15 protein-coding genes and 12 tRNA genes are annotated in these 18,746 nt (G+C 72.9%); 6 read left to right on the top strand and 21 right to left on the bottom strand.

Going from position 1 to position 18,746, the window contains the following annotated elements; all coding sequences use genetic code 11:
* Nucleotides 1-420 (bottom strand): HTH domain-containing protein (locus ABZS66_RS21850; RefSeq protein WP_354760363.1); only part of this gene is annotated, 420 nt, incomplete at its 3' end.
* Between the two features lie 57 nt (nucleotides 421-477).
* Here ABZS66_RS21850 and ABZS66_RS21855 point away from each other — a divergent pair.
* Nucleotides 478-1,011: a DUF664 domain-containing protein gene (locus tag ABZS66_RS21855; protein WP_354760365.1), complete on the top strand. Its 534-nt coding sequence runs from the start codon at nucleotides 478-480 to the stop codon at nucleotides 1,009-1,011.
* A 52-nt stretch (nucleotides 1,012-1,063) separates the two neighbouring features.
* On the opposite strand, the gene ABZS66_RS21860 is transcribed toward ABZS66_RS21855, so the two are convergent.
* Nucleotides 1,064-2,635: a M4 family metallopeptidase gene (locus ABZS66_RS21860; RefSeq protein ID WP_354760367.1), complete on the bottom strand. Its 1,572-nt coding sequence runs from the start codon at nucleotides 2,633-2,635 to the stop codon at nucleotides 1,064-1,066.
* 213 nt (nucleotides 2,636-2,848) lie between these two features.
* On the opposite strand from ABZS66_RS21860, the gene ABZS66_RS21865 reads away from it, so the two are divergent.
* Nucleotides 2,849-3,292: a CBS domain-containing protein gene (locus ABZS66_RS21865; RefSeq protein ID WP_354760369.1), complete on the top strand. Its 444-nt coding sequence runs from the start codon at nucleotides 2,849-2,851 to the stop codon at nucleotides 3,290-3,292.
* Between the two features lie 40 nt (nucleotides 3,293-3,332).
* Nucleotides 3,333-7,070, top strand: a complete 3,738-nt coding sequence (locus tag ABZS66_RS21870; protein WP_354760371.1) for an FHA domain-containing protein — start codon at nucleotides 3,333-3,335, stop codon at nucleotides 7,068-7,070.
* A 32-nt stretch (nucleotides 7,071-7,102) separates the two neighbouring features.
* On the opposite strand, the gene ABZS66_RS21875 is transcribed toward ABZS66_RS21870, so the two are convergent.
* The 17 genes from ABZS66_RS21875 to ABZS66_RS21955 form a co-directional block, all read right to left on the bottom strand.
* Nucleotides 7,103-7,175: transfer RNA gene (locus ABZS66_RS21875), tRNA-Cys, on the bottom strand.
* Nucleotides 7,176-7,180: 5 nt separating this feature from the next.
* Nucleotides 7,181-7,252 (bottom strand) — tRNA-Arg (locus tag ABZS66_RS21880).
* A 1-nt stretch (nucleotide 7,253) separates the two neighbouring features.
* Nucleotides 7,254-7,334, bottom strand: a tRNA-Tyr gene (locus ABZS66_RS21885).
* 35 nt (nucleotides 7,335-7,369) lie between these two features.
* Nucleotides 7,370-7,441: transfer RNA gene (locus tag ABZS66_RS21890), tRNA-Val, on the bottom strand.
* Nucleotides 7,442-7,520, bottom strand: a tRNA-Met gene (locus ABZS66_RS21895).
* A 2-nt stretch (nucleotides 7,521-7,522) separates the two neighbouring features.
* Nucleotides 7,523-7,597: transfer RNA gene (locus tag ABZS66_RS21900), tRNA-Glu, on the bottom strand.
* A 20-nt stretch (nucleotides 7,598-7,617) separates the two neighbouring features.
* Nucleotides 7,618-7,690 (bottom strand) — tRNA-Leu (locus ABZS66_RS21905).
* A 5-nt stretch (nucleotides 7,691-7,695) separates the two neighbouring features.
* Nucleotides 7,696-7,768 (bottom strand) — tRNA-Gln (locus tag ABZS66_RS21910).
* A 57-nt stretch (nucleotides 7,769-7,825) separates the two neighbouring features.
* Nucleotides 7,826-7,900: transfer RNA gene (locus ABZS66_RS21915), tRNA-Gly, on the bottom strand.
* A 14-nt stretch (nucleotides 7,901-7,914) separates the two neighbouring features.
* Nucleotides 7,915-7,988: transfer RNA gene (locus ABZS66_RS21920), tRNA-Asp, on the bottom strand.
* Between the two features lie 56 nt (nucleotides 7,989-8,044).
* A tRNA-Gly gene (locus tag ABZS66_RS21925) sits at nucleotides 8,045-8,118 on the bottom strand.
* A 15-nt stretch (nucleotides 8,119-8,133) separates the two neighbouring features.
* Nucleotides 8,134-8,207, bottom strand: a tRNA-Glu gene (locus ABZS66_RS21930).
* A 323-nt stretch (nucleotides 8,208-8,530) separates the two neighbouring features.
* A complete protein-coding gene (locus tag ABZS66_RS21935; protein WP_354760373.1) occupies nucleotides 8,531-9,196 on the bottom strand; it encodes a response regulator transcription factor in 666 nt (221 codons plus the stop codon).
* Nucleotides 9,193-10,278: a sensor histidine kinase gene (locus ABZS66_RS21940; RefSeq protein WP_354760375.1), complete on the bottom strand. Its 1,086-nt coding sequence runs from the start codon at nucleotides 10,276-10,278 to the stop codon at nucleotides 9,193-9,195. Before ABZS66_RS21940 ends, ABZS66_RS21935 begins: the two co-directional genes overlap by 4 nt.
* A gap of 13 nt (nucleotides 10,279-10,291) precedes the next feature.
* Nucleotides 10,292-10,981: a type II CAAX endopeptidase family protein gene (locus tag ABZS66_RS21945; protein ID WP_354760377.1), complete on the bottom strand. Its 690-nt coding sequence runs from the start codon at nucleotides 10,979-10,981 to the stop codon at nucleotides 10,292-10,294.
* Nucleotides 10,982-11,097: 116 nt separating this feature from the next.
* Complete coding sequence (locus ABZS66_RS21950) at nucleotides 11,098-12,009, bottom strand: 5'-3' exonuclease (protein WP_354760379.1); 912 nt, start codon at nucleotides 12,007-12,009, stop codon at nucleotides 11,098-11,100.
* 13 nt (nucleotides 12,010-12,022) lie between these two features.
* Nucleotides 12,023-13,000 carry a sensor histidine kinase gene (locus tag ABZS66_RS21955; protein ID WP_354760380.1) on the bottom strand — a complete coding sequence of 326 codons (978 nt, stop codon included), beginning with the start codon at nucleotides 12,998-13,000 and terminating at the stop codon, nucleotides 12,023-12,025.
* Nucleotides 13,001-13,086: 86 nt separating this feature from the next.
* Between ABZS66_RS21955 and ABZS66_RS21960 the strand changes: the two genes are divergently transcribed.
* Both ABZS66_RS21960 and ABZS66_RS21965 read left to right on the top strand, forming a co-directional pair.
* Nucleotides 13,087-14,193, top strand: coding sequence for a Xaa-Pro peptidase family protein (locus ABZS66_RS21960; RefSeq protein WP_354760382.1), 1,107 nt, complete (start codon nucleotides 13,087-13,089; stop codon nucleotides 14,191-14,193).
* A 30-nt stretch (nucleotides 14,194-14,223) separates the two neighbouring features.
* Nucleotides 14,224-14,670 (top strand): Lrp/AsnC family transcriptional regulator, encoded by a 447-nt coding sequence (locus tag ABZS66_RS21965; protein WP_354760384.1) that lies wholly within the window; start codon nucleotides 14,224-14,226, stop codon nucleotides 14,668-14,670.
* Here the strand turns inward: ABZS66_RS21965 and ABZS66_RS21970 are convergent.
* Nucleotides 14,651-15,349: a haloacid dehalogenase-like hydrolase gene (locus ABZS66_RS21970; RefSeq protein WP_354760386.1), complete on the bottom strand. Its 699-nt coding sequence runs from the start codon at nucleotides 15,347-15,349 to the stop codon at nucleotides 14,651-14,653. The genes ABZS66_RS21965 and ABZS66_RS21970 overlap by 20 nt on opposite strands.
* Before the next feature lie 65 nt (nucleotides 15,350-15,414).
* Between ABZS66_RS21970 and ABZS66_RS21975 the strand changes: the two genes are divergently transcribed.
* Complete coding sequence (locus ABZS66_RS21975; protein ID WP_354760388.1) at nucleotides 15,415-15,987, top strand: histidine phosphatase family protein; 573 nt, start codon at nucleotides 15,415-15,417, stop codon at nucleotides 15,985-15,987.
* Here ABZS66_RS21975 and ABZS66_RS21980 read toward each other — a convergent pair.
* A complete protein-coding gene (locus tag ABZS66_RS21980) occupies nucleotides 15,974-18,454 on the bottom strand; it encodes a glycogen/starch/alpha-glucan phosphorylase (RefSeq protein ID WP_354760390.1) in 2,481 nt (826 codons plus the stop codon). The two genes, ABZS66_RS21975 and ABZS66_RS21980, sit on opposite strands and share 14 nt — an antisense overlap.
* Between the last annotated feature and the right edge of the window lie 292 nt (nucleotides 18,455-18,746).

The following is an 18,746-nucleotide window of genomic DNA, read 5'->3' on the forward strand; positions in this document are numbered from 1 at the left end:
TGATGGCCGCGCGCCGCGGCAGGAACCCCGCCGGCCGCTACAAGATCTCACTCGGGCCTCGGCCTGCGCGGCGACCGGCTCGGGCAGCGCCCGCACCAGCTTGCCGAGCGCGCTGCCCACCGGGCCGGCCGGGTCCGCCGCGTCGTGGTGGCCGTCGAGCACGGCCATGACCAGGCCCAACGCCTCGGTCGCGGTGAACAGCAGCGGGGGCAGGCGCAGGCCGCGGCCGACCCGGTAGCCGCCGTACGGCCCGCGGACCGACTCGACCGGGATGCCCGCCTCGCGGAGGATCCCGACGTACCGCCGGGCCGCGCGCTCCGACACGCCCAGCTTGGCGGCGAGCCGGTCGGCGGTGATGCCGGGGGTGGCCTGGAGCAGCTCCAGGGCCAGCAGGGCGCGGGCGGTGGGAGACGGTTCCAATGTCGAGTCCCCCGATCCGGCAGCCAAACGTCCGGAATGCAGCCTAGCGTGGCCGGCGTGACACTTGAAGAACCCTCGGCGACGGCCGGCGAGGCCGAGCTGCTGCTGTTCGCGCTCGACCGCTCCCGCGCGCAGTTCGCCTGGAAGACCGGCGGGCTGGACGCCGCGACGCTGCGCCGGGCGTTCCCGCCGTCGGCGATGACGATCGGCGGGCTGCTCAAGCACCTGGCGCTCGTCGAGGAGCGGTACCGCCTCGACTTCAGCGGCGAGCCGCCGGGCCCGCCGCTCGACGCGCCCGAGGCGCGGGAGGACTGGGACTGGCAATGGCGCAGCGCGGCCGGCGACGCGCCCGAGGAGCTCTACGCCCTGTGGCGCGGCGCGGTCGAGCGGTCTCGCGCGTCGATGGCGAAGGCCCTCGGCAACGGCGGGCTCGACCAGCCGGCGAAGTGGACGACGTGGCCCGGCGGGGAGCGGCCGAACCTGCGCCGGATCCTGGTCGACCTGCACGACGAGTACGCCCGGCACGTCGGTCACGCCGACCTGTTCCGCGAGGCGGTCGACGGCCTGACCGGGGAGGACCCGCCCGGATAGCGCGGGCGGGCCCTCCCTTCCTACGGGGACCGGTGCAGGGTTCAGGGGAGGCTCACGGGCAGGCCGCGTCGGAGCCGGCGACGTTCACCGCGGTCCAGGCGGCGCGCACCGCGCGGTACTCCGTGGAGCAGTTGCCGTACAGGTCGGCGGCGGCGCGCAGCGTGTAGGCGCGGGCCGTGTTGGCCGGGTTCGAGCTGTTCACGTACGACGTGTTCGAGGTGAAGTACACGTCGAGGGCGCGGAACCAGATCTTCTCCGCCTTCGCGCGGCCGATGCCGGTGACGGCCGGGGCCGACCCGCAGACCGGGGAGGTGCCGAACGCGGTGGCGCCGGTGCCCTCGGCCAGGTTGAAGTAGAAGTGGTTGGCCGGGCCCGACGAGTAGTGGACGTCCTTGTTCTTGGTGGCCGTCGACCAGCAGCTGTCGGAGGAGCCGTCGAGCGACGGGTTGTACATGTACCGCAGCGGCGTCCCGTTGCCACGGATGTTGATCTTCTCGCCGACCTGGTAGTCGCCCGGGTCACTGGCGTTGGCCGCGTAGAACTCGACCATGTTGCCGAAGATGTCGCTGGTGGCCTCGTTGAGGCCGCCGGACTCGCCGGAGTAGGTCAGGCCGCCGGAGACGACGGCGCCGGTGACGCCGTGGCTCATCTCGTGGCCGGCCACGTCGAGCGAGACGAGCGGGCGGCTGTTGCCGGAGCCGTCGCCGTAGGTCATCCGCGAGCCGTCCCAGAACGCGTTCACGTAGGCGTTGCCGTAGTGCACCCGCGAGGGCACGCCCTGGCCGTTGCCGAAGATGCCGTTGCGGCCGTGGACGTTCTTGTAGTAGTCGAACGTCTTGGCGGCGCCGTAGTACGCGTCGACGCCGGCCGTCTGCCGGTTCGAGTTGGCGTTGGTGCCCCACGTGTTGTCGGCGTCGGTGAACAGCGTGCAGGTACCGCTGGTCCGGTTGTTCATGTCGCAGGCGGTGTTGCCGCCGTGGCTCGGGTCGCGCAGCTGGTAGGTCGTGCCGCTGAGCGTGGTGTCGATGCTGACGTTCCCGCTGTACAGCGAGCGCCCGGTCCCGAGCACCGTCTCGACCTCGTCCCACGAGCCGAGGACCTCGTTCGTCGTGGCGTCGGTGACGACGTGCAGCCGCGACGGCGTCTGGCCGTCGGCGGCCCAGCCCTCGACGACGCTCTCGTACGCGAGCCGGCCGACCCCGCTCGCCGCGTCGACGAGCAGCTGCGGCGCGACGGCCGCGGTCACCTTCCCGGCGAACGCCGAGCGGGCGGCCCGGGCCGCGGCGCCGGCGTCGACCTTCGGCACGGTGCTCAGCGACAGCGGGGCGGACAGGCTGTTCGAGGTGCCGGCGTAGGCGCCCTTGGCGTCGGTGTGCACGACGACGTCGCCGCCGTACACGCGCAGGCCGTGGTAGGTGCGGGTGTAGCGGGTGTGCGCGGCGCCGCTGGCGTCGACGGCGGTGCGGTACGCGGTGAAGACGTCCGCGGAGGACGCCTTGACGTCGGCGCGGTGGGCGGCGAGCGCCTGCCCGGTGCGGGCTTCGAGCGCGGGCGACGCGTGCGCGGCCCCGGGCGCGACCAGCACGGCCCCGGCGACCACAACGACGGCGATGGATCTCTTCATCGAGCCTCCCCTGACCTGGCGTAGGTGACGGGTCACGTCACGCATCGATGTATATCAGGGTATGAATATCTCGTGAAGCCCTCGCGGCAAGGTCATCCCGCCGCCGCCCGCTGTGCCGGCCATCCGTTCGGCGCCACCGCCATCGGCCGCACGTGCACTGACCGGGCAGGCCCCGCGGTGAGATGATCTGCCTGGCGGACCCAGGGAGGTGGCGTGCTGGTCAGCGACGTCATGACAGCGTTCCCGGCCTACATCCGGCTCGGCGCGACCATCCGGCGCGCCGCCGAGGTGGTGTGCGTGTCCGAGGTCGGGCAGCTGATGGTCCTCGACCACGACGGCCGGTTCGTCGGGTCGCTGTCCGAGGAGGACCTGGTCCGCGCGATGCTGCCCGGGTTCGACGACGTGACCGCCGCGGGCGGCACGCTCGCCGACGCGTTCCGGCTGTTCCTGGAGCGCGGCCGCACCCTCGCCGACCGGGTGGTCGACCCGCTCGTGGTCCGCGACGCGGCGACGGTCCGCTCGACCGACGAGCTCGCCCGGGCCGCGGTCGTGATGATCGACCGCGGGATCCGGCGCCTGCCCGTGGTCGACGACGGCGCGCTCGTGGGCACATTGTCGCGCGCCGACCTGTGCCGCGCGGTGATCTACCATTCCTGAGCTGCGGCTGGTCGTCACCGACCGACACACTCGAGAGCGCGTGGAACGGGTCTGCATGCTGCCGGCCACCCTCGGCCGTGGCAGCGGCGCGGCCGCCGTCGTGCTCGACGACCGCGACGTGTCCCGCCGCCACGCCCGGCTGGAGCTCGTCGGCGACGAGGTGGTGCTGACCGACCTCGGCAGCACGAACGGCACCTACGTCAACGACGAGCGGGTCGCGCGGCGCGTGCTCGCGCCCGGCGACCTGCTGCGCATCGGCCGGTTCGAGCTGGTGTGGGCGGTCGTCGACCCGGACGCGACCGCGTTCATCGACCCGGGCGAGCGGACCTCGCTGCGGCCGCTCGTGCCGCCCGCGTCGGCCGCCCGGCGGGTGGTCGAGGCGGCCGAGGCCCACAACCGCGCCGCCGGGCACGAGCTGGACGGCTTCCTGTCGCTCGCGCACGGGTTCCTGCCGGCCGAGCCGCCGCTGACGGCCTTCCCCGAGTCGCACCGGGCCTGGGACGAGATGACCGACCGGCTCCCGGAGCTGTTCCGGCGGCTGTCGCTGCGGCAGGCGTTCGACGCCCTGCCGGTGCTCGACGCCCGGCCGGAGGCGCTGCCCGACCGGTACCTGCTGCGCGCCTCGACGATGCTCGGCGTCTTCGCCCACGCATACCAGTACATGGCGGTCGAACCGCCGGCCGGGCTGCCGGCGTCGCTGCTGGGGCCGTGGACGATGGTCTCGCGCCGGCTGGGCAAGCAGGTCCCGGCGGTGTCGTACATCGACCTGTTCTTCTACAACTGGCGGCTGCGCGACCCGGCCGGCCCGCGGGCGCTGGACAACCTGGACCTGCTCGTGCCGACCTGGGACAACGCGGCGGAGCGGGTCTTCTACCTGGTCACCACCGAGTTCGCGATGGGGCTGACGCCGGTGCTCGGGGCGATGCTCGACGCGCAGGACGCCGTGGTCGCCGACGACCCGGTGGCCCTGGAGCGCGCGCTGCTCGTCGTCCTGGACCGGCTGCAGTACGTCACCCGCACGATCTATCCGCAGATCGACCCCAACCCGCGCGGCCGGCACCCGCTCGACCAGGTGCTGTGGGCCAAGACCGTCGGCACCGCCGGGGTGCCGATCTTCGACGGCGCGCCCAGCCCGAGCGGCACCGCGCAGCCGCAGATCCACGCGCTCGACGCGTTCCTCGAGCGGCAGGACTTCGGCTCGCTGGTCGGGCAGCAGAGCGTGTACCTCGCCGGCTTCTTCCCGCGCCACTGGCAGGAGCTGGTCGCGGCGCTGCGCGAGGTGTCGGTGCGCCGGTACGTCGAGGAGACCCGCAGCAGCACCCTGCGCGGCATCTACAACGCGGTGCTCGACGCCTACGTCGGCGACCGCGGCTGGATGGGCCTGCACCGCGTCAAGGCCTACGGCTTCCTCGAGGTGTCGTTCAAGGTCGGCCGGCAGGTGACGACCGGCGCCCGGTTCACCGGCCTGTTCAAGGACCGCACCTGGGACAAGGTCGACCACGAGCTGGCGGTGGTGCGCGACGAGCGCCGCGCGCCGGTCGGCCCGCCGGTGGTGTTCGGCACCGCGCGCCGGGGGCGGGTCGTCACCGGCGCGTCCGGCGCCTGGACCTGCCACCTGGAGATCGACGTCACCGGCCAGGGCGTGCACCACCGGCCCGGCGACCGGGTCGGCGTGCTCGCCGAGCACGACGACGACCTCGTCCGGCGGACGGTCGCGGCCCTGCAGGCCACCGGCGACGAGCTGGTGCCGCTGACCGCGCCGTGGCGGCGGGCGGTCGCCTGCCGGGCCGGGTTCGGCGACGTCGACGTGCTGCCGCTGCGGACGCTGGTGCGCTTCGCCCGGCTCCGGCCGGTCGGCCGGGAGGTCGCGAAGCGGCTCGCGCAGCTGTCCGCCATGGGGACCTGGCAGCGGGTCGTGGACGCCCGCATGGAGGACCAGTGGGAGCTGTGGGACGTCCTGAGCCTGCTGCACTCGGGCGGCTACGACGTCACCCGGCTGTGGAAGTCCGGCGCCGGCGACGACGAGGCGTTCTGCGCGGTGGTCCCGCCCGAGCCGTTCCGGCTGTACTCGATCGCCTCGGCGCCGCCGCCCGGGCAGCCGGCCGGCGCGCTGCGGCTGGTGGTCGCCGGCCTCGACTACGCCTCGCCCCGCACGCCGTGGTCCTACCCGCGCCAGCGGCGCGGCGCCGCCTCGCACTTCCTGCGCCGGGTCGCCGCCGAGGGCCGGCAGCGGCTGTCGCTGCAGATCGTCCCGACGCCCCGGTTCCGGCTGCCGGACGACCTGCCGGACAGCCCCGCCCGGCCGGTCGTCATGTTCGCCGCCGGCTCCGGCGTCGCCCCGTTCCTGAGCTTCGTCGAGGCCCGCACCGGCCTCGGCGCCGGCGCCGCCGGGGACCGGCTGTACCTGGGCCTGCGCACGCCGGAGGAGTACGTCGGGCAGCCGGTCCTGGACGCGGCGGCGGCCGCCGGCCGGCTCACGTTCTCCGTCGCGTTCTCCCGGGCCGACGCGGCCGTCGCCTTCGACGGCCGGCGCCACGAGGTGCGCGACGGGCGGCGGCACCGGGTCGACGACGCGATCCGCGCCGATGCCGACGCGCTGTGGGACCTGCTGCGCCCGACCGGCGACGGCGGCCGCGGCGCGCACGTCTACGTCTGCGGCAGCGCCCGCTTCGCCGCCGCCGTCGTCGAGGCGCTGACCGACGTCGTGCCCGGCGACGGCCGCGAGTTCGTCCGCCGGCTGGTCGCCGAGGAGCGGCTCGGCCTGGACGTCTTCACGACGTACCTGGGCCACGCGCAGCAGGGTCCCCGCTTCGAGGTGTCGGAGCTGGCCCGGCACAACACGCCCGAGCAGGGCTACTGGATGGCGATCGGCGGCGCCGTGTTCGACGTCGGCGAGTTCCTGCACCTGCACGTCGGCGGGCCGCACATCATCCGCAACCACGCCGGGCTCGACGCGACCGGCGCCTACCGCACGGTCCTGCACCACGTGCACGCGGAGATCGACGCGCAGCTCGCGATGTACCAGATCGGCCACCTGCGCCGGCTGCGGTTCGGCGCGCAGTGGGGCGTGGTGCTCACCGAGGAGGGCCTGCGTTCCCTGCCGCTGGAGGAGCTGTTCACGACCTGGGTGCGGTTCGTGTACCTGCTGGTCGGCATGGAGAACGCGCTGGCCGCCGACTACGGCTTCACGGCCGCGGTGACGACGGCGGGCGAGGACCCGGGCGAGCTGACCCCGTTCAAGGCCCAGTACGTCGTGGAGGCCCACCGGCGGTTCCTGGTCAGCTACCTCGACGGGCTGTTGAACGAGGACCTGCGCACCCTGTGGCAGCGCACGGTCGGCTTCTGCGACCCCGGCCTCGACGTGCGCACCTTCGACGCCGACGTGGCCGCGCTGTCGGCCCGGCCGTCCTTCGACGTCGTGCGCCACTCCGTGCCGGCCGTCCGGGACCTCGTGCTGTCCGGTGACGACCCGCACCGCGTCGCGGCGCTGTGCCGCGCCTACGAGCACGCCGACACGCACCTGCTGCACGCCCTCAAGGAGGCGGTACTGCAGGGCGTGCGGGCCTTCGAGGTCAACGAGGCGGATGTCGTCGAACGGGCGGGTGCCACCCTGCTCGACGCGGCCCGGGCGGCGCTGAGCGCGGTCGGGGTCTACTACGACCGCCTCGCCGACCGGACCCGCGCCCTCGGCATCACGCCGGAGGCCGGCCGGGAGCCCCCGATCCCGGACGACCGGGGCATCCCCGGCCACGGCGGCCCACTCCCCCTCCCCGGCTGAACCGCGCGGGCACAGCGGTCTCGCGTACCAAGAGGCCGAAACCGGATTCGAACCGGTGTGTCTCGTGTTGCAGACGAGCCCCTGACCTGACTCGGGCATACGGCCGTGCGTGCCCCCGGCTGGAATCGAACCAGCGCCTCGACCCTCGGAAAGTCGCACTCTGTCCGCTGAGCTACGAAGGCGTGCGGGTGGAGGGATTCGAACCCCCTCAGCGATGCAGCTGGTTTACAGCCAGCCCCGACTCTCCGACGTCGGCGCACCCGCGTGGTGACCTCCGGCCCCGTGGTCCGGTGGTCGCGTGCCCGCACCAGGTGTCGAACCTGGGCCCTCCGCCGTGTGAAGGCGGCGCTCTCCCCCTGAGCTACACGGGCTGGGGGCAGGGGTGGGATTCGAACCCACGGTTTCCGGCTTATGAGACCGGCGAGGACGGCCGAGCTCCTCTACCCTGCAAGCAGCGCGGACGGGATTCGAACCCGCACATGTCCCGGGTGAAAGCCGGGCGACTCTCCCGATTCGTCCACCGCGCCTGGTGGTCGTGCGACGTGCGTGCCCCCGGCGCGATTCGAACGCGCACCGTCGACGTCCTCAACGTCGTGCCTCTGCCGTTGGGCTACGAGGGCGTGAGCTGCGAGCGGAGGATTCGAACCTCCAACGTCCGGTTCAGAGCCGGATATGTTGCCGGGTTACACCAGCTCGCAAGGGGGCCCGCCGGGTGATGGCCGGCCGGCCAGGAGCAACGTCACTGTGAAGAACGGAGCGGCAACCGGGATTCGAACCCGGGACCTTCGCCATGGCAAGGCGATGCTCTGACCTGACTGAGCTACTACCGCGAGTGTGTACTGCGCACCGCCGACCGGATTCGAACCGGCGACCTCGGCCTCGACAGGGCCTTGCTCTGACCTGCTGAGCTACGACGGCGAGTGGGTCCGGGCGGGAACCGCTCCCCCCAGGGCGGTCCCCGACCCGGCACCGAGAGCGGTAGCGGGGACTCGAACCCCGTCGCGGCCTGCTTGGAAGGCAGGTGTCCTGCCGGTTGGACGACTACCGCACGTCAATCGAAACGTCGCCCGTCCGGGGGTTGAACCCGGTCTTCCGGAGTGAGAATCCGGGGGTCTACCTGCCTCAGCCTCACGGGCGATTGTTCTCGCGTGCCAAACCACTGTGGAATTGTCAATGAACGCAGGTTTCATCGCGAATTCGCGGGTCGCGAATCCGGGTGGGAATTGCGCAAAGAAAAGCCGCCCGGTCCCCGGCGGGGAGGGCGGCGGTCGCGTCGCTGACGGGCTGTCAGCCGCTCCACCGACCCCGGGCCGGTCCGTATTCACCGAGCTCACAGACATACACATAGCGGAGATCGCCGCCGAGCTGCCGGGTTTGCCGTCCCATGACCGATCTCCTTTCGCTTCTCTGTGTGCTGCCGTTGGTGAATACACTACGCACGATCCACCGCCCGCACAATCCTATTTATCGTCCGCCATCAGACCGCACTGATATGCGATGGCCACCGCCTGCGCCCGGTCCCGCGCGCCGATCTTCGCCAGAATGCGTTTCACGTGCGTCTTCGCGGTCGATTCGGCGATGGCGAGCAGGCCGGCGATCTCGGCGTTGGACCGGCCACCGGCGACCAGCCGCAGCACCTGCCTCTCCCGGTCCGTGAGCAGGTCGGTGAGCTCGCGCAGCCGCGGGTCCGCCGCGGGCCGGCCCTGGTCGCGCACGAACCGGGCGACCAGGTCGCGGGTCACCGCCGGGTCGAGCAGCGCCTCGCCGAGGGCCACCGTCCGCACCGCGTCGATGAGCCGCTCGGGCGACGCCCGCTTGAGCAGGAAGCCGCTGGCCCCGGCCCGCAGGGCACCCCAGACGTACTCGTCGTGCTGGAACGTGGTCAGCACCAGCACCCGCGACGGCAGCCCGGCGGCGACGATGCGGCGGGTCGCCTCGACGCCGTCGATGCCGGGCATGCGCACGTCCATGAGCACGACGTCGGGCCGCAGGTCGCGGCAGGCGGCGACCGCCGCGAGGCCGTCGCCGACCTCCCCCGCGACCGCGATGTCCCCGGCGGTGCCGAGCACGACCGCCACCCCGGCCCGCAGCAGGGCGTCGTCGTCGGCGATCACGACCCGGATCACGGCTGCACCGGCAGGACGACCGGCAGGACGACATGGACGCGGAAGCCGGGGTCGGTGCGTTCGAAGGCGGCGGTACCGCCGAACAGCGCCGCCCGTTCGGCGATCCCCAGCAGGCCGCGGCCCTGCTGATACACCTCGGGTCCGGACCGCCCGTCGTCACGCACCTCGATGTCGAGCGCGTCGGCGGCCCGGCGGACGGTGACCGTGGCGGTGTCAGCGCCCGCGTGGCGGACGGTGTTCGTGAGGGCCTCCTGGACGATGCGGTACGCCGACACGTCCAGCGTGCGCGGCAGCGGGCTGTCCGGGACGTCGAGCCGGACGGCCAGCCCGGTTCGCCCGAGCCGCTCGGCGAGCCGGGGCAGGTCGGCCAGTCCGGGCGCCTCCCCGGACGCTTCCTCGGACGGCCCCGACGGACCGGCCCGCAGCAGGCCGAGCACCCGGTCGAGCTCGTCGAGGGCGTCGCGGCCGGTCTGTTCGACGGTGCCGAGCAGGGCCCGGGTCTGCGCCGGGTCGGTGTCGAGGACCCGGCGGGCGGCGCCAGCCTGCACGAGCATGAGGCTCAGCGTGTGGCCGACGAGGTCGTGCAGCTCGCGGGCGATGCGGGCGCGCTCGTCGGCGACGACCTGCTCGCGCAGCAGCTGCCGGGCATCCTCCCGGTCGTCCTGGCGGCGGGCGGTGAGGTACCCGAGCGCCCACGCCAGCAGCCAGAAGCACACCACGCCGGCCGGGATCGCCGCCGACACCGGGTGCAGGCGGGTGAAGTACGCGGCGATGCCGGCGACGGCGAGCGGCGGCGCCAGCAGCGCGCGCCGCCGGGTCGCGTACAGGCCGGCCGAGTAGAGCCCGACGATGTTGGCGTACGGCGCGATCGTGCCCTCGCCGACCAGCAGCGCGTCGACGGCGACGGCGGCGGTGCCGACGGCGTAGGCGGCGACCGGCCAGCGCCGGCGGGCCGCGAGGGGCGCGGCGATGACCAGGGCGAGCGGCGCGGCGAGGGCCATGGGCGCGCCGCCGAGCGCCCGCTCGACGAGGAGGGCCACGAGGAACCCCAGCGCCAGTGCCGGATCGACCGCTCGCCGCATGCCTCTCATGGCATCACACCACGAGCCGCAGGATCAGCACCGAGAGGAGCACGCTTTGCGCGGAGTGCGCGATGATGCTGATCCAGGCGCTGCGGTAGCGCTTGACGGCCCACGCCTGCAGCGCGCCGGTGGCGGCCGCGCCCGGCATGCTCCACGGCTGGTGCAGGTGGTACGCGCCGAACAGCAGGGCGTTGACGACCCAGTCGAAGCGGCCGAACGCCCCGTTCATCCGCGGCAGGAGCACCCCGCGGAACAGCAGCTCCTCCCCCAGCACGGTGTTGAGCGTGAACTGCACCAGGCACAGCGCGAACAGCGGCCAGTTGCCCTGGAACAGCTCGTGCCCGGCCGGCGACTCGAGGAACGGCCCCATGGCCCGGCTGTCCGGCCCGTCGAGGTGGACCGGCAGGAACTCCAGCACCGCGGTCCCGGCGAGCACCCCGAGCGTGACCCACCAGTGTGGACGGTGCAGCCACAGCCGGTCCCGCACCGACCCGCCCTCGCGCCGCACGAGCAGCACGACGAGCAGGAACTGCCAGAAGAGCCCGATGGTGTACCCCACGAGCAGCGCGACGGCGAACCGGGACCGTCCAGCCGGGTCGCCGGGATCGGCGAGCGCGGGCACGACCACCCACGCGATGAGCCCCATCGGCAGCGCCGCGGCGGCCCACACCCCGAGAATCTTGGGAATCGAGTACTGTCTCATGCCCGCCGAGGCTCCCAGCATCGACGCGCGTGCACGTCCACCGCGCGGGGTCGGCCCGGCTACCCCACCGGAGGTACGGCCCCTGAGCCGCGCCCCCTGGTCCCCCCGACGCCGGGTCAGGCGGCCAGGGCGTCCACGATGCGTTTGGCGGAGCCGGCCAGGCCCCACTGGTGGGCCAGGTCGAGGAGGCGGTCGGGGTCGGCCGGGGACGACGGGAGCTTGGTCTCCACGGCGCCGACCGGGGCCGTCTTCGACACGGCCACCACGTCGCGGGCCGCGGCCAGGTAGTCACGGCCGGCGACGATCTTCGCGCGCAGGCCCGCGGCGAATCCGGCCGCCGGGTCGTCGAGGGCGGCCAGGATGCCGTCGAGACTGCCGTGGCGGTCGACCAGGCGGGCCGCGGTCTTCTCGCCCACCCCGGTGACGCCGGGCAGGCCGTCGCTGGGGTCGCCGCGCAGGGCGGCGAAGTCGGCGTAGCCGCCGGCCGGGACGCCGTACTTCGCGTGGACCGCCGCGTCGTCCATGACCTCGAGCTTGGCGACGCCGCGCCCGCAGTACAGCACCCGCACCTGACGCTCGTCGTCGATGACCTGGAAGAGGTCGCGGTCGCCGGTGGCCACCTCGACCGGGCCGGGCTCGCGGGCGGCGAGCGTGCCGATCACGTCGTCGGCCTCGAAGTCCTCGGCGCCGGCGGTGGCGATGCCGAGCACCTCCAGGAAGTCGAGGATGATCGGGATCTGCGCCTCCAGGGCGGCGGGCACCTCCTCGCCGCCGGCCGGGGTGAGGCGGTGCGCCTTGTACGACGGCAACAGGGCCACCCGCCACGCCGGGCGCCAGCTCAGGTCGAGGCAGCACACCATGCGGTCGGGGTGCCGGCCGCGGATGAGGGTCGACAGCATGTCGAGAAAGCCGCGCACGGCGTTGACCGGGGTGCCGTCCGGGGCCTTCGCCGCGGACTCGGGCACGCCGAAGTACGCGCGGAAGTAGAGGCTGGCGGAGTCGATCAGCAGGAGGGGGCGGGCATCCACCCGGCCAGCCTACTCATCTGAGCACGTGGACGCGGGTCGCCGTGCCGGTCGTGCTCGTGTGCCGCTGCACGAGGTCGGCCAGGTAGTGGACCATCACCAGGCCGTTGCCGCGGCGGGCCGGCGGGCGGAGGCGGCCGGCCATGACGTCGGTGCAGTGGCCGAAGTCGCGGACCTCGCACACCACCCGCTCGGCGTCGTGCCAGGTGCGCAGGGTGCCGGCGCCGCCGCCGTGGACGATGCTGTTCGTGGCCAGCTCGTTGACGGCGCTCTGCAGGTCGACGATGCGGGCGGGCAGCAGCCCGGCGTCGAGGCCGGCCTCGGCGGCGGCCCGGCGGACCTTCACCAGGTCGGGCAGCTCGAAGCGCAGGGTGGTGGCGCCGGCCGGCGGCTCGGCGAGCGGCACGTTGTAGGCGGCGGCGATGCCGTAGGGGTCGTAGGCGTCGCTGCAGCGGACGGCGCCGTCCTCGACCACGGCCGGGTGGGTGGCCCACGCGTCGCGCACGCGCCGGCGGCTGAGCGCGCTCGTGTCGTACGGGCAGAGGATCGCCGCCTCCCGCCCGGCGAACGCGACGTTGATCATCGCCTCGTGCTGGACGCAGGCCGGGTACTCCTCCGCGGTGCGCGCCGACCAGATCGGCTCGCCGATGATGCGCACCCGGCGGCCGGGGTGCTCGTCCACGAACCTGCTGAGGATCCACGGGATGATCCGGCCGGGGTTGCGGCCGGCCTCGGTCATGTCCCGGAAGGTCACCAGGTCGGCGAACGCGCCGAGCCGCTCCTGCAGCAGGGCGAGGTTGGCGGGCGGGGCGGCGACCAGCATCGGCTCGTCGGCGGAGACGCCCTCGTAGATGAACTTCATGGTGCCGTCGAGGTAGCCCGCGGTGTCGTGGTAGAGGAGCGCCTGATGGACGAACGGGTCGCCGACCCGGCCGCCACCGTGCGACACGCCTGCTGCGGTCATGGAGATGCGCTGCTCATCCCGATCGGACACGGTTACTCAACGTTCCAGGTCAGATTACGCCACCCCGTCACTACCGGCACCCATTCATTCACATGACACCCGATAGGCTTGCGGTCGTGGTCCACGAGCAACGACTCGCCGCCGCGCAGCGCGCCATGTCCGAGGCGGGCCTCGACGCCCTGCTCATCCCGCCGAGCGCCGACCTGCGGTACCTGACCGGGTACGACGCGCACGCCCTGGAGCGGCTCACCCTGCTGGTCCTGCCTGCGCAGGGCGCGGCCACGCTGGTCGTGCCCCGGCTGGAGCGCCCGGCCGCCGAGGCGCAGGCCGCCGGGGTGGCGTTCGCCGACCATGCGGACGGCAGCGATCCGTACCCGCTGGTCCGCGCCGCCCTCGGCGGCGCCGGCGGTGCCTTCGGGGGTGCCCGCGCGGTCGGCCTGGGCAACCGGATGTGGGCCGAGCAGGTCCTCGCCCTGCGGGCGGCGCTGCCGGAGGCCGAGCAGCGCCTCGCCGGTGCCGTGCTCGCCGGGCTGCGGCTGCGCAAGTCGCCGGAGGAGGTCGCGGCGCTGCGCCGGGCCGGGCAGGCCATCGACGCGGTCCACGCGCGCATGGGCGAGTGGCTGCGGGCCGGGCGCACCGAGGACGAGGTCGCCGCCGACATCGCGGTCGCGATGCGCGAGGCCGGCCATGCCACCGTCGACTTCACGATCGTCGCCGCCGGCCCCAACGGCGCCAGCCCGCACCACGGGACCTCCGACCGGGTGATCGGCCGGGGAGAGCCGGTCGTCGTCGACATCGGCGGGCGCATGCCCGACGGGTACTGCTCCGACTCGACCCGCACGTACTGCGTCGGCGAGCCGCCCGCCGAGTTCCGCGAGTATTACGCGGTGCTGCACGAGGCGCAGCGGGCCGCGGTCGCCGCGGTGCGCCCGGGCGTGACCGCCGAGGCGGTCGACGCGGCCGCCCGCGACGTCATCGCCGCCGCCGGCTACGGCCCGGCGTTCCTGCACCGCACCGGGCACGGCATCGGCCTCGACGGGCACGAGGACCCGTACATCGTGGCCGGCAACACCGCGCCGCTGGAGCCCGGGATGGCCTTCTCCGTCGAGCCCGGCATCTACCTCGCCGGACGGCACGGCGCCCGGATCGAGGACATCGTCGTGTGCACCGCCGGCGGCGTCGAGCGGCTCAACATCATCGACACGGACCTGGTCGTCGTCTAACCGCTTGCCCGGCGGGTTACTGTCTCCAGCGTGGAAGAGACCGATCGCTCGATCGTGGCGGCGCTGGCCGTCGACGGTCGCCTGTCCTACACCGACCTGGCCGAGCGGGTCGGGCTGTCGGTGTCCGCCGTGCACCAGCGGGTGCGCCGGCTGGAGCAGCGCGGCGTCATCAAGGGCTACGCGGCGAAGGTCGACCACGACGCGCTCGGCCTCTCGCTGACCGCGTTCGTCGCGATCCGCCCGCTCGACCCGTCGCAGCCCGACGACGCGCCCGACCGGCTCGCCAAGCTGCCGCAGATCGAGTCCTGCTACTCGGTGGCCGGCGAGGACTTCTACATGCTGCTGGTGCGGGTCGAGAACCCGTTGGCGCTGGAGCGGCTCCTGCAGGAGATCCGCTCCGCGGCCAACGTCACGACCCGCACGACGGTCGTGCTGTCCACGCCCTACGAGATGCGCCCTAACGTGCGGCTTCCCTGATCGCCTCCAGCACCTGCGGGGTGTCGGCGAGGTTCTGCAGGGTCACGTGGGCGCCGGCCGTGGTCAGCTCCTCGACGCTGAAGCGGCCGGTCGCCACGGCGACCACGCTCGCGCCGGTGCTCAGGGCGGCCTCGACGTCGAGCGGGGTGTCGCCGACGAGGACCGTCCGCCGGCCGGGGAAGCGGCGGCGGTGGCGCATGGCGGCGGCCATCCGGGCGTTGTGGACGAGGTGGCCGCGCACGGTGTCGCTCCACCCGTAGGCGCCGGCGTCGAGGTCGAGGTACTTCGTGAGTCCGAACGGCCCGAGCTTCACCTCGGCGATCCGCCGGGCGTTCCCGGTCAGCAGCGACTGCACGGCCGGCGTCTCGCTGATCGCGAGCAGCGCCTCGTGGCTGCCCGGCAGGGCCCGCCCGCGGATCGGCAGCAGGTGGGCGAGCTCGTCGATCGCCGCCTCGGCCGCCTCCCGCAGCGGCTCGAGGTGCTGCTCCGGCCCGGTGACGCCGTTGAGCCGCAGCATGTCCAGGGCGATCGCCCGGTCGGTCCGGCCGGCCATCGGGGGCTGATGCTCCACCGCCCGCCCGAACAACCGCAGGAAGGCCAGGTCGAAGGCCTCACGTCCGATTCCGTCGACGTCGACCAGCGTATGATCGACGTCCCAGAGCACCAGCAAGCCGTCCACGCGGTGAAGCGTAGCGGTACTCGCCGTTTCCGTTGTGAAACGGTCCGTTAAGGCACAATGAGCGGGTGGGCGAGATCGTGGTGGTGCGGCACGGCCAGACCGAGTGGAGCGCCAACGGGCGGCACACGTCGGTGACGGACCTCGACCTGACCCGCGACGGCGAGGACCGGGCCCGCGGGCTGGCCCGCGCGCTCGCGGCGCGGCCGTTCGTGGCGGTGGTCAGCAGTCCCCGCAAGCGGGCCCGGCGCACGGCCCAGCTGGCCGGGCTCACCGTGACCGACGTCGACGGCGACGTCGCCGAGTGGGACTACGGCGACTACGAGGGGCTCACGACGAAGGACATCCGGGCCGGGCGCCCCGACTGGGACCTGTGGACCGACGGCTGCCCCGCGGGTGAGTCGCCGGAGCAGGTGACCATCCGCCTCGATCGATTTCTGGCCAAGGTGCGGCCGATGCTCGCGCTGGGCGACGTGGCCGTCGTCAGCCACGGGCACGCCTCCCGGGCCCTGGCCGCCCGCTGGGTCGGCGAGCCGGTGGCGTTCGGCGCGCGGCTGAGCCTGGACACCGCGACGGTCTCGGTGCTCGGCCACGAGCACGAGGTGGAGTCGCTGCGCTCCTGGAACGCTAGTCCGCACTGACGCGGACGGGGTCCACGCGCCAGATCCTGTCGCAGTACTCGCGCACGGTCCGGTCCGAGGAGAAGAACCCGGTGCGCGCGGCGTTGAGCACCGACATGCGGGTCCAGCGGTCGCGGTCCTGCCACACCCTCGACACCTCGTCCTGGCACTCGACGTAGGCGCGGTAGTCGGCGAGGGCGAGGTACTCGTCGCGGCCGAGCATCGCGTCGACCACCGGGGCGAAGAGGGCCCGGTCGCCCTTGGCGAACACGCCCGAGGCGATCGCGTCGACGGCGGCGCGCAGCTCCGGGTCGCGCTCGTAGAACGCCCGCGGGTCGTAGTGCCGGCGCAGGTCGGCGGCCTGCTGCGTGTCGAGGCCGAACAGGAAGAAGTTCTCCGCGCCGACCCGATCACGGATCTCGATGTTCGCACCGTCCAGGGTGCCGATCGTGACGGCACCGTTGAGGGCGAGCTTCATGTTGCCGGTACCGGAGGCCTCCTTGCCGGCGAGCGAGATCTGCTCCGACAGGTCGGCGGCCGGGATGATCACCTGCGCGCGGCTCACGTTGTAGTCCGGCAGCAGCACGACCTGGAGGTGCCGGGACACCACGGGGTCGGTGTTGACGGTCTCGGCCACCGCGTTCACCAGCCGGATGAGCAGCTTCATCGCGTGGTACCCCGGGGCCGCCTTCCCGCCGAACAGCACGGTCCGCGGGACCATGTCCATCTCCGGCATCTCCCGCAGCCGGTTGAACAGCGTGATGACGTGCAGCAGCTTGAGGTGCTGGCGCTTGTACTCGTGGAACCGTTTGATCATCACGTCGCACAGCGCCTCGGGGTCGATGACGACGCCCGTCGACTTCTCCACCTGGTTCGCGAGCTCGATCTTGTTGAGCCGCTTCACCTCGCGCCAGCGCTCCAGGAACGCCGGGTCGTCGGCCGCCCCCGCGAGGCCGTCGAGGCGCTCCAGGTCGGTCAGCCACGCCTCGTCGCCGAGCCGCTCGGTGATGAGCTCCGACAGCTGCGGGTTGGCCAGCCGTACGAACCGCCGCGGGGTGACCCCGTTGGTGACGTTGTGGAACTTCTGCGGCCACAGCTCGGCGAAGTCCCGCAGCGTGGTCTCGGTCAGCAGCCTGGTGTGCAGCTCGGCGACCCCGTTGACGGCGGTGCTGCCGACGACCGCGAGGTGCGCCATCCGGACCCGCTTCTCCGGCTCCTCCTGGATGATCGACAGGCGGCGCATCTTGTCCAGGTCGCCGGGGTAGGTGGCGACGACCTCCTGCATGAAGAAGTGGTTGATCGAGTAGATGATCTCCATGTGCCGCGGCAGCAGCCGCTCCAGCAGCGCCACCGGCCAGGTCTCCAGGGCCTCCGGCAGCAGCGTGTGGCACGTGTAGTTGAAGGTCCGCTTCGTGATGGACCAGGCCAGGTCCCAGTCGAGCTTGTGCTCGTCGACCAGCAGCCGCATCAGCTCGGTGATCGCCATGACCGGGTGGGTGTCGTTGAGCTGGATGACGACCTTCGCCGGGAACGCGTCCCAGCCGGTGTTGCGCAGGCGGTACCGCCGGATGATGTCCCGCAGCGAGCACGCGACGAGGAAGTACTGCTGCTTCAGGCGCAGCTCCCGGCCCTGCTCGGTGCTGTCGTCGGGGTACAGCACCTTGCTGATGTTCTCGGCCCGGACGATGTCCTCGACGGCCTCCTTGTACAGCCCGGCACCGAAGCGGCTCAGGTCGAACGACTCGCGGCTGGCCCGCGCCTGCCACAGCCGGATGATGTTGACCGTCTGCGTCCCGTACCCCGGCACGAGCATGTGGCTCGGCTCCCCGCGCACGGTCTCCCCCGGCGTCCACTGCCGGCGCAGCCCGCTCGGGTCGTCGAGCGCCGGCGCGGTGGTGCCGTAGAACCCGACGACCTGCCGGTCGTCCGGCGCCGGGAACTCCCACGGGTTGCCGTAGAACGTCCAGTCGTCGGGCCGCTCGACCTGCGCCCCGTCGCGGAAGCCCTGCTTGAAGATGCCGAACTCGTACCGGATGCCGTAGCCCACGGCCGGGATGTCGAGCGTCGCCATGGAGTCGAGCAGGCACGCCGCGAGCCGCCCGAGCCCGCCGTTGCCGAGCCCCGGCTCGACGTCGAACGCCTCCAGCTCCTCCAGCGACACGCCGAGGTCCTCGGCGATGGGCCGCACGAACCGCTCGGTCCCGGTGTACAGCAGGTTCTGCCGCAGCTGCCGCCCGAGCAGGTACTCGGCCGACAGGTAGTACACGAACCGCGGGTTGGCCTCGTAGTGCGCGGCCGCGGTCCGGGCGAACCGCCCGACGAGCCGGTCCCGCACCGTGACCGCGAGCGTGTGATACCCGTCGGGCCCGCTCGCGGACTCGAGGGTCGTGCCCCGCTGGTAGTACAGGTTGCTGATCAGGTCCTGTTCGAACGCTTCGAGCGTCCCGCCAACAGCACGCATCTTGGGCCGGGGCCGAGCATCGGTCACCACCCTAGTATCTCCCGCCACGGACCCCGCCCGCCCCGAAACCCACGCCAGCACGCTGAGCCCGACATTCCGGAAATGCCCCCCAGCGGGATGCACTGACCTCGCACCCCACCATGATCAAGGGCACGGAATGGCTGTCATAACAACCAAAAGTTTCCCTGGATCATGACTCCCGTTAGCCACCCACCCGGCCACAGCGAGATGACCACCCACCCACACGAAACCCAAGCCCGCACGGGAGCCGCCCCACGCGGGAGCCGCACCACACGAAAGCCACGCCACACGAAAGCCA

Source organism: Dactylosporangium sp. NPDC005572, from assembly GCF_040605515.1.
Lineage (GTDB): Bacteria > Actinomycetota > Actinomycetes > Mycobacteriales > Micromonosporaceae > Dactylosporangium.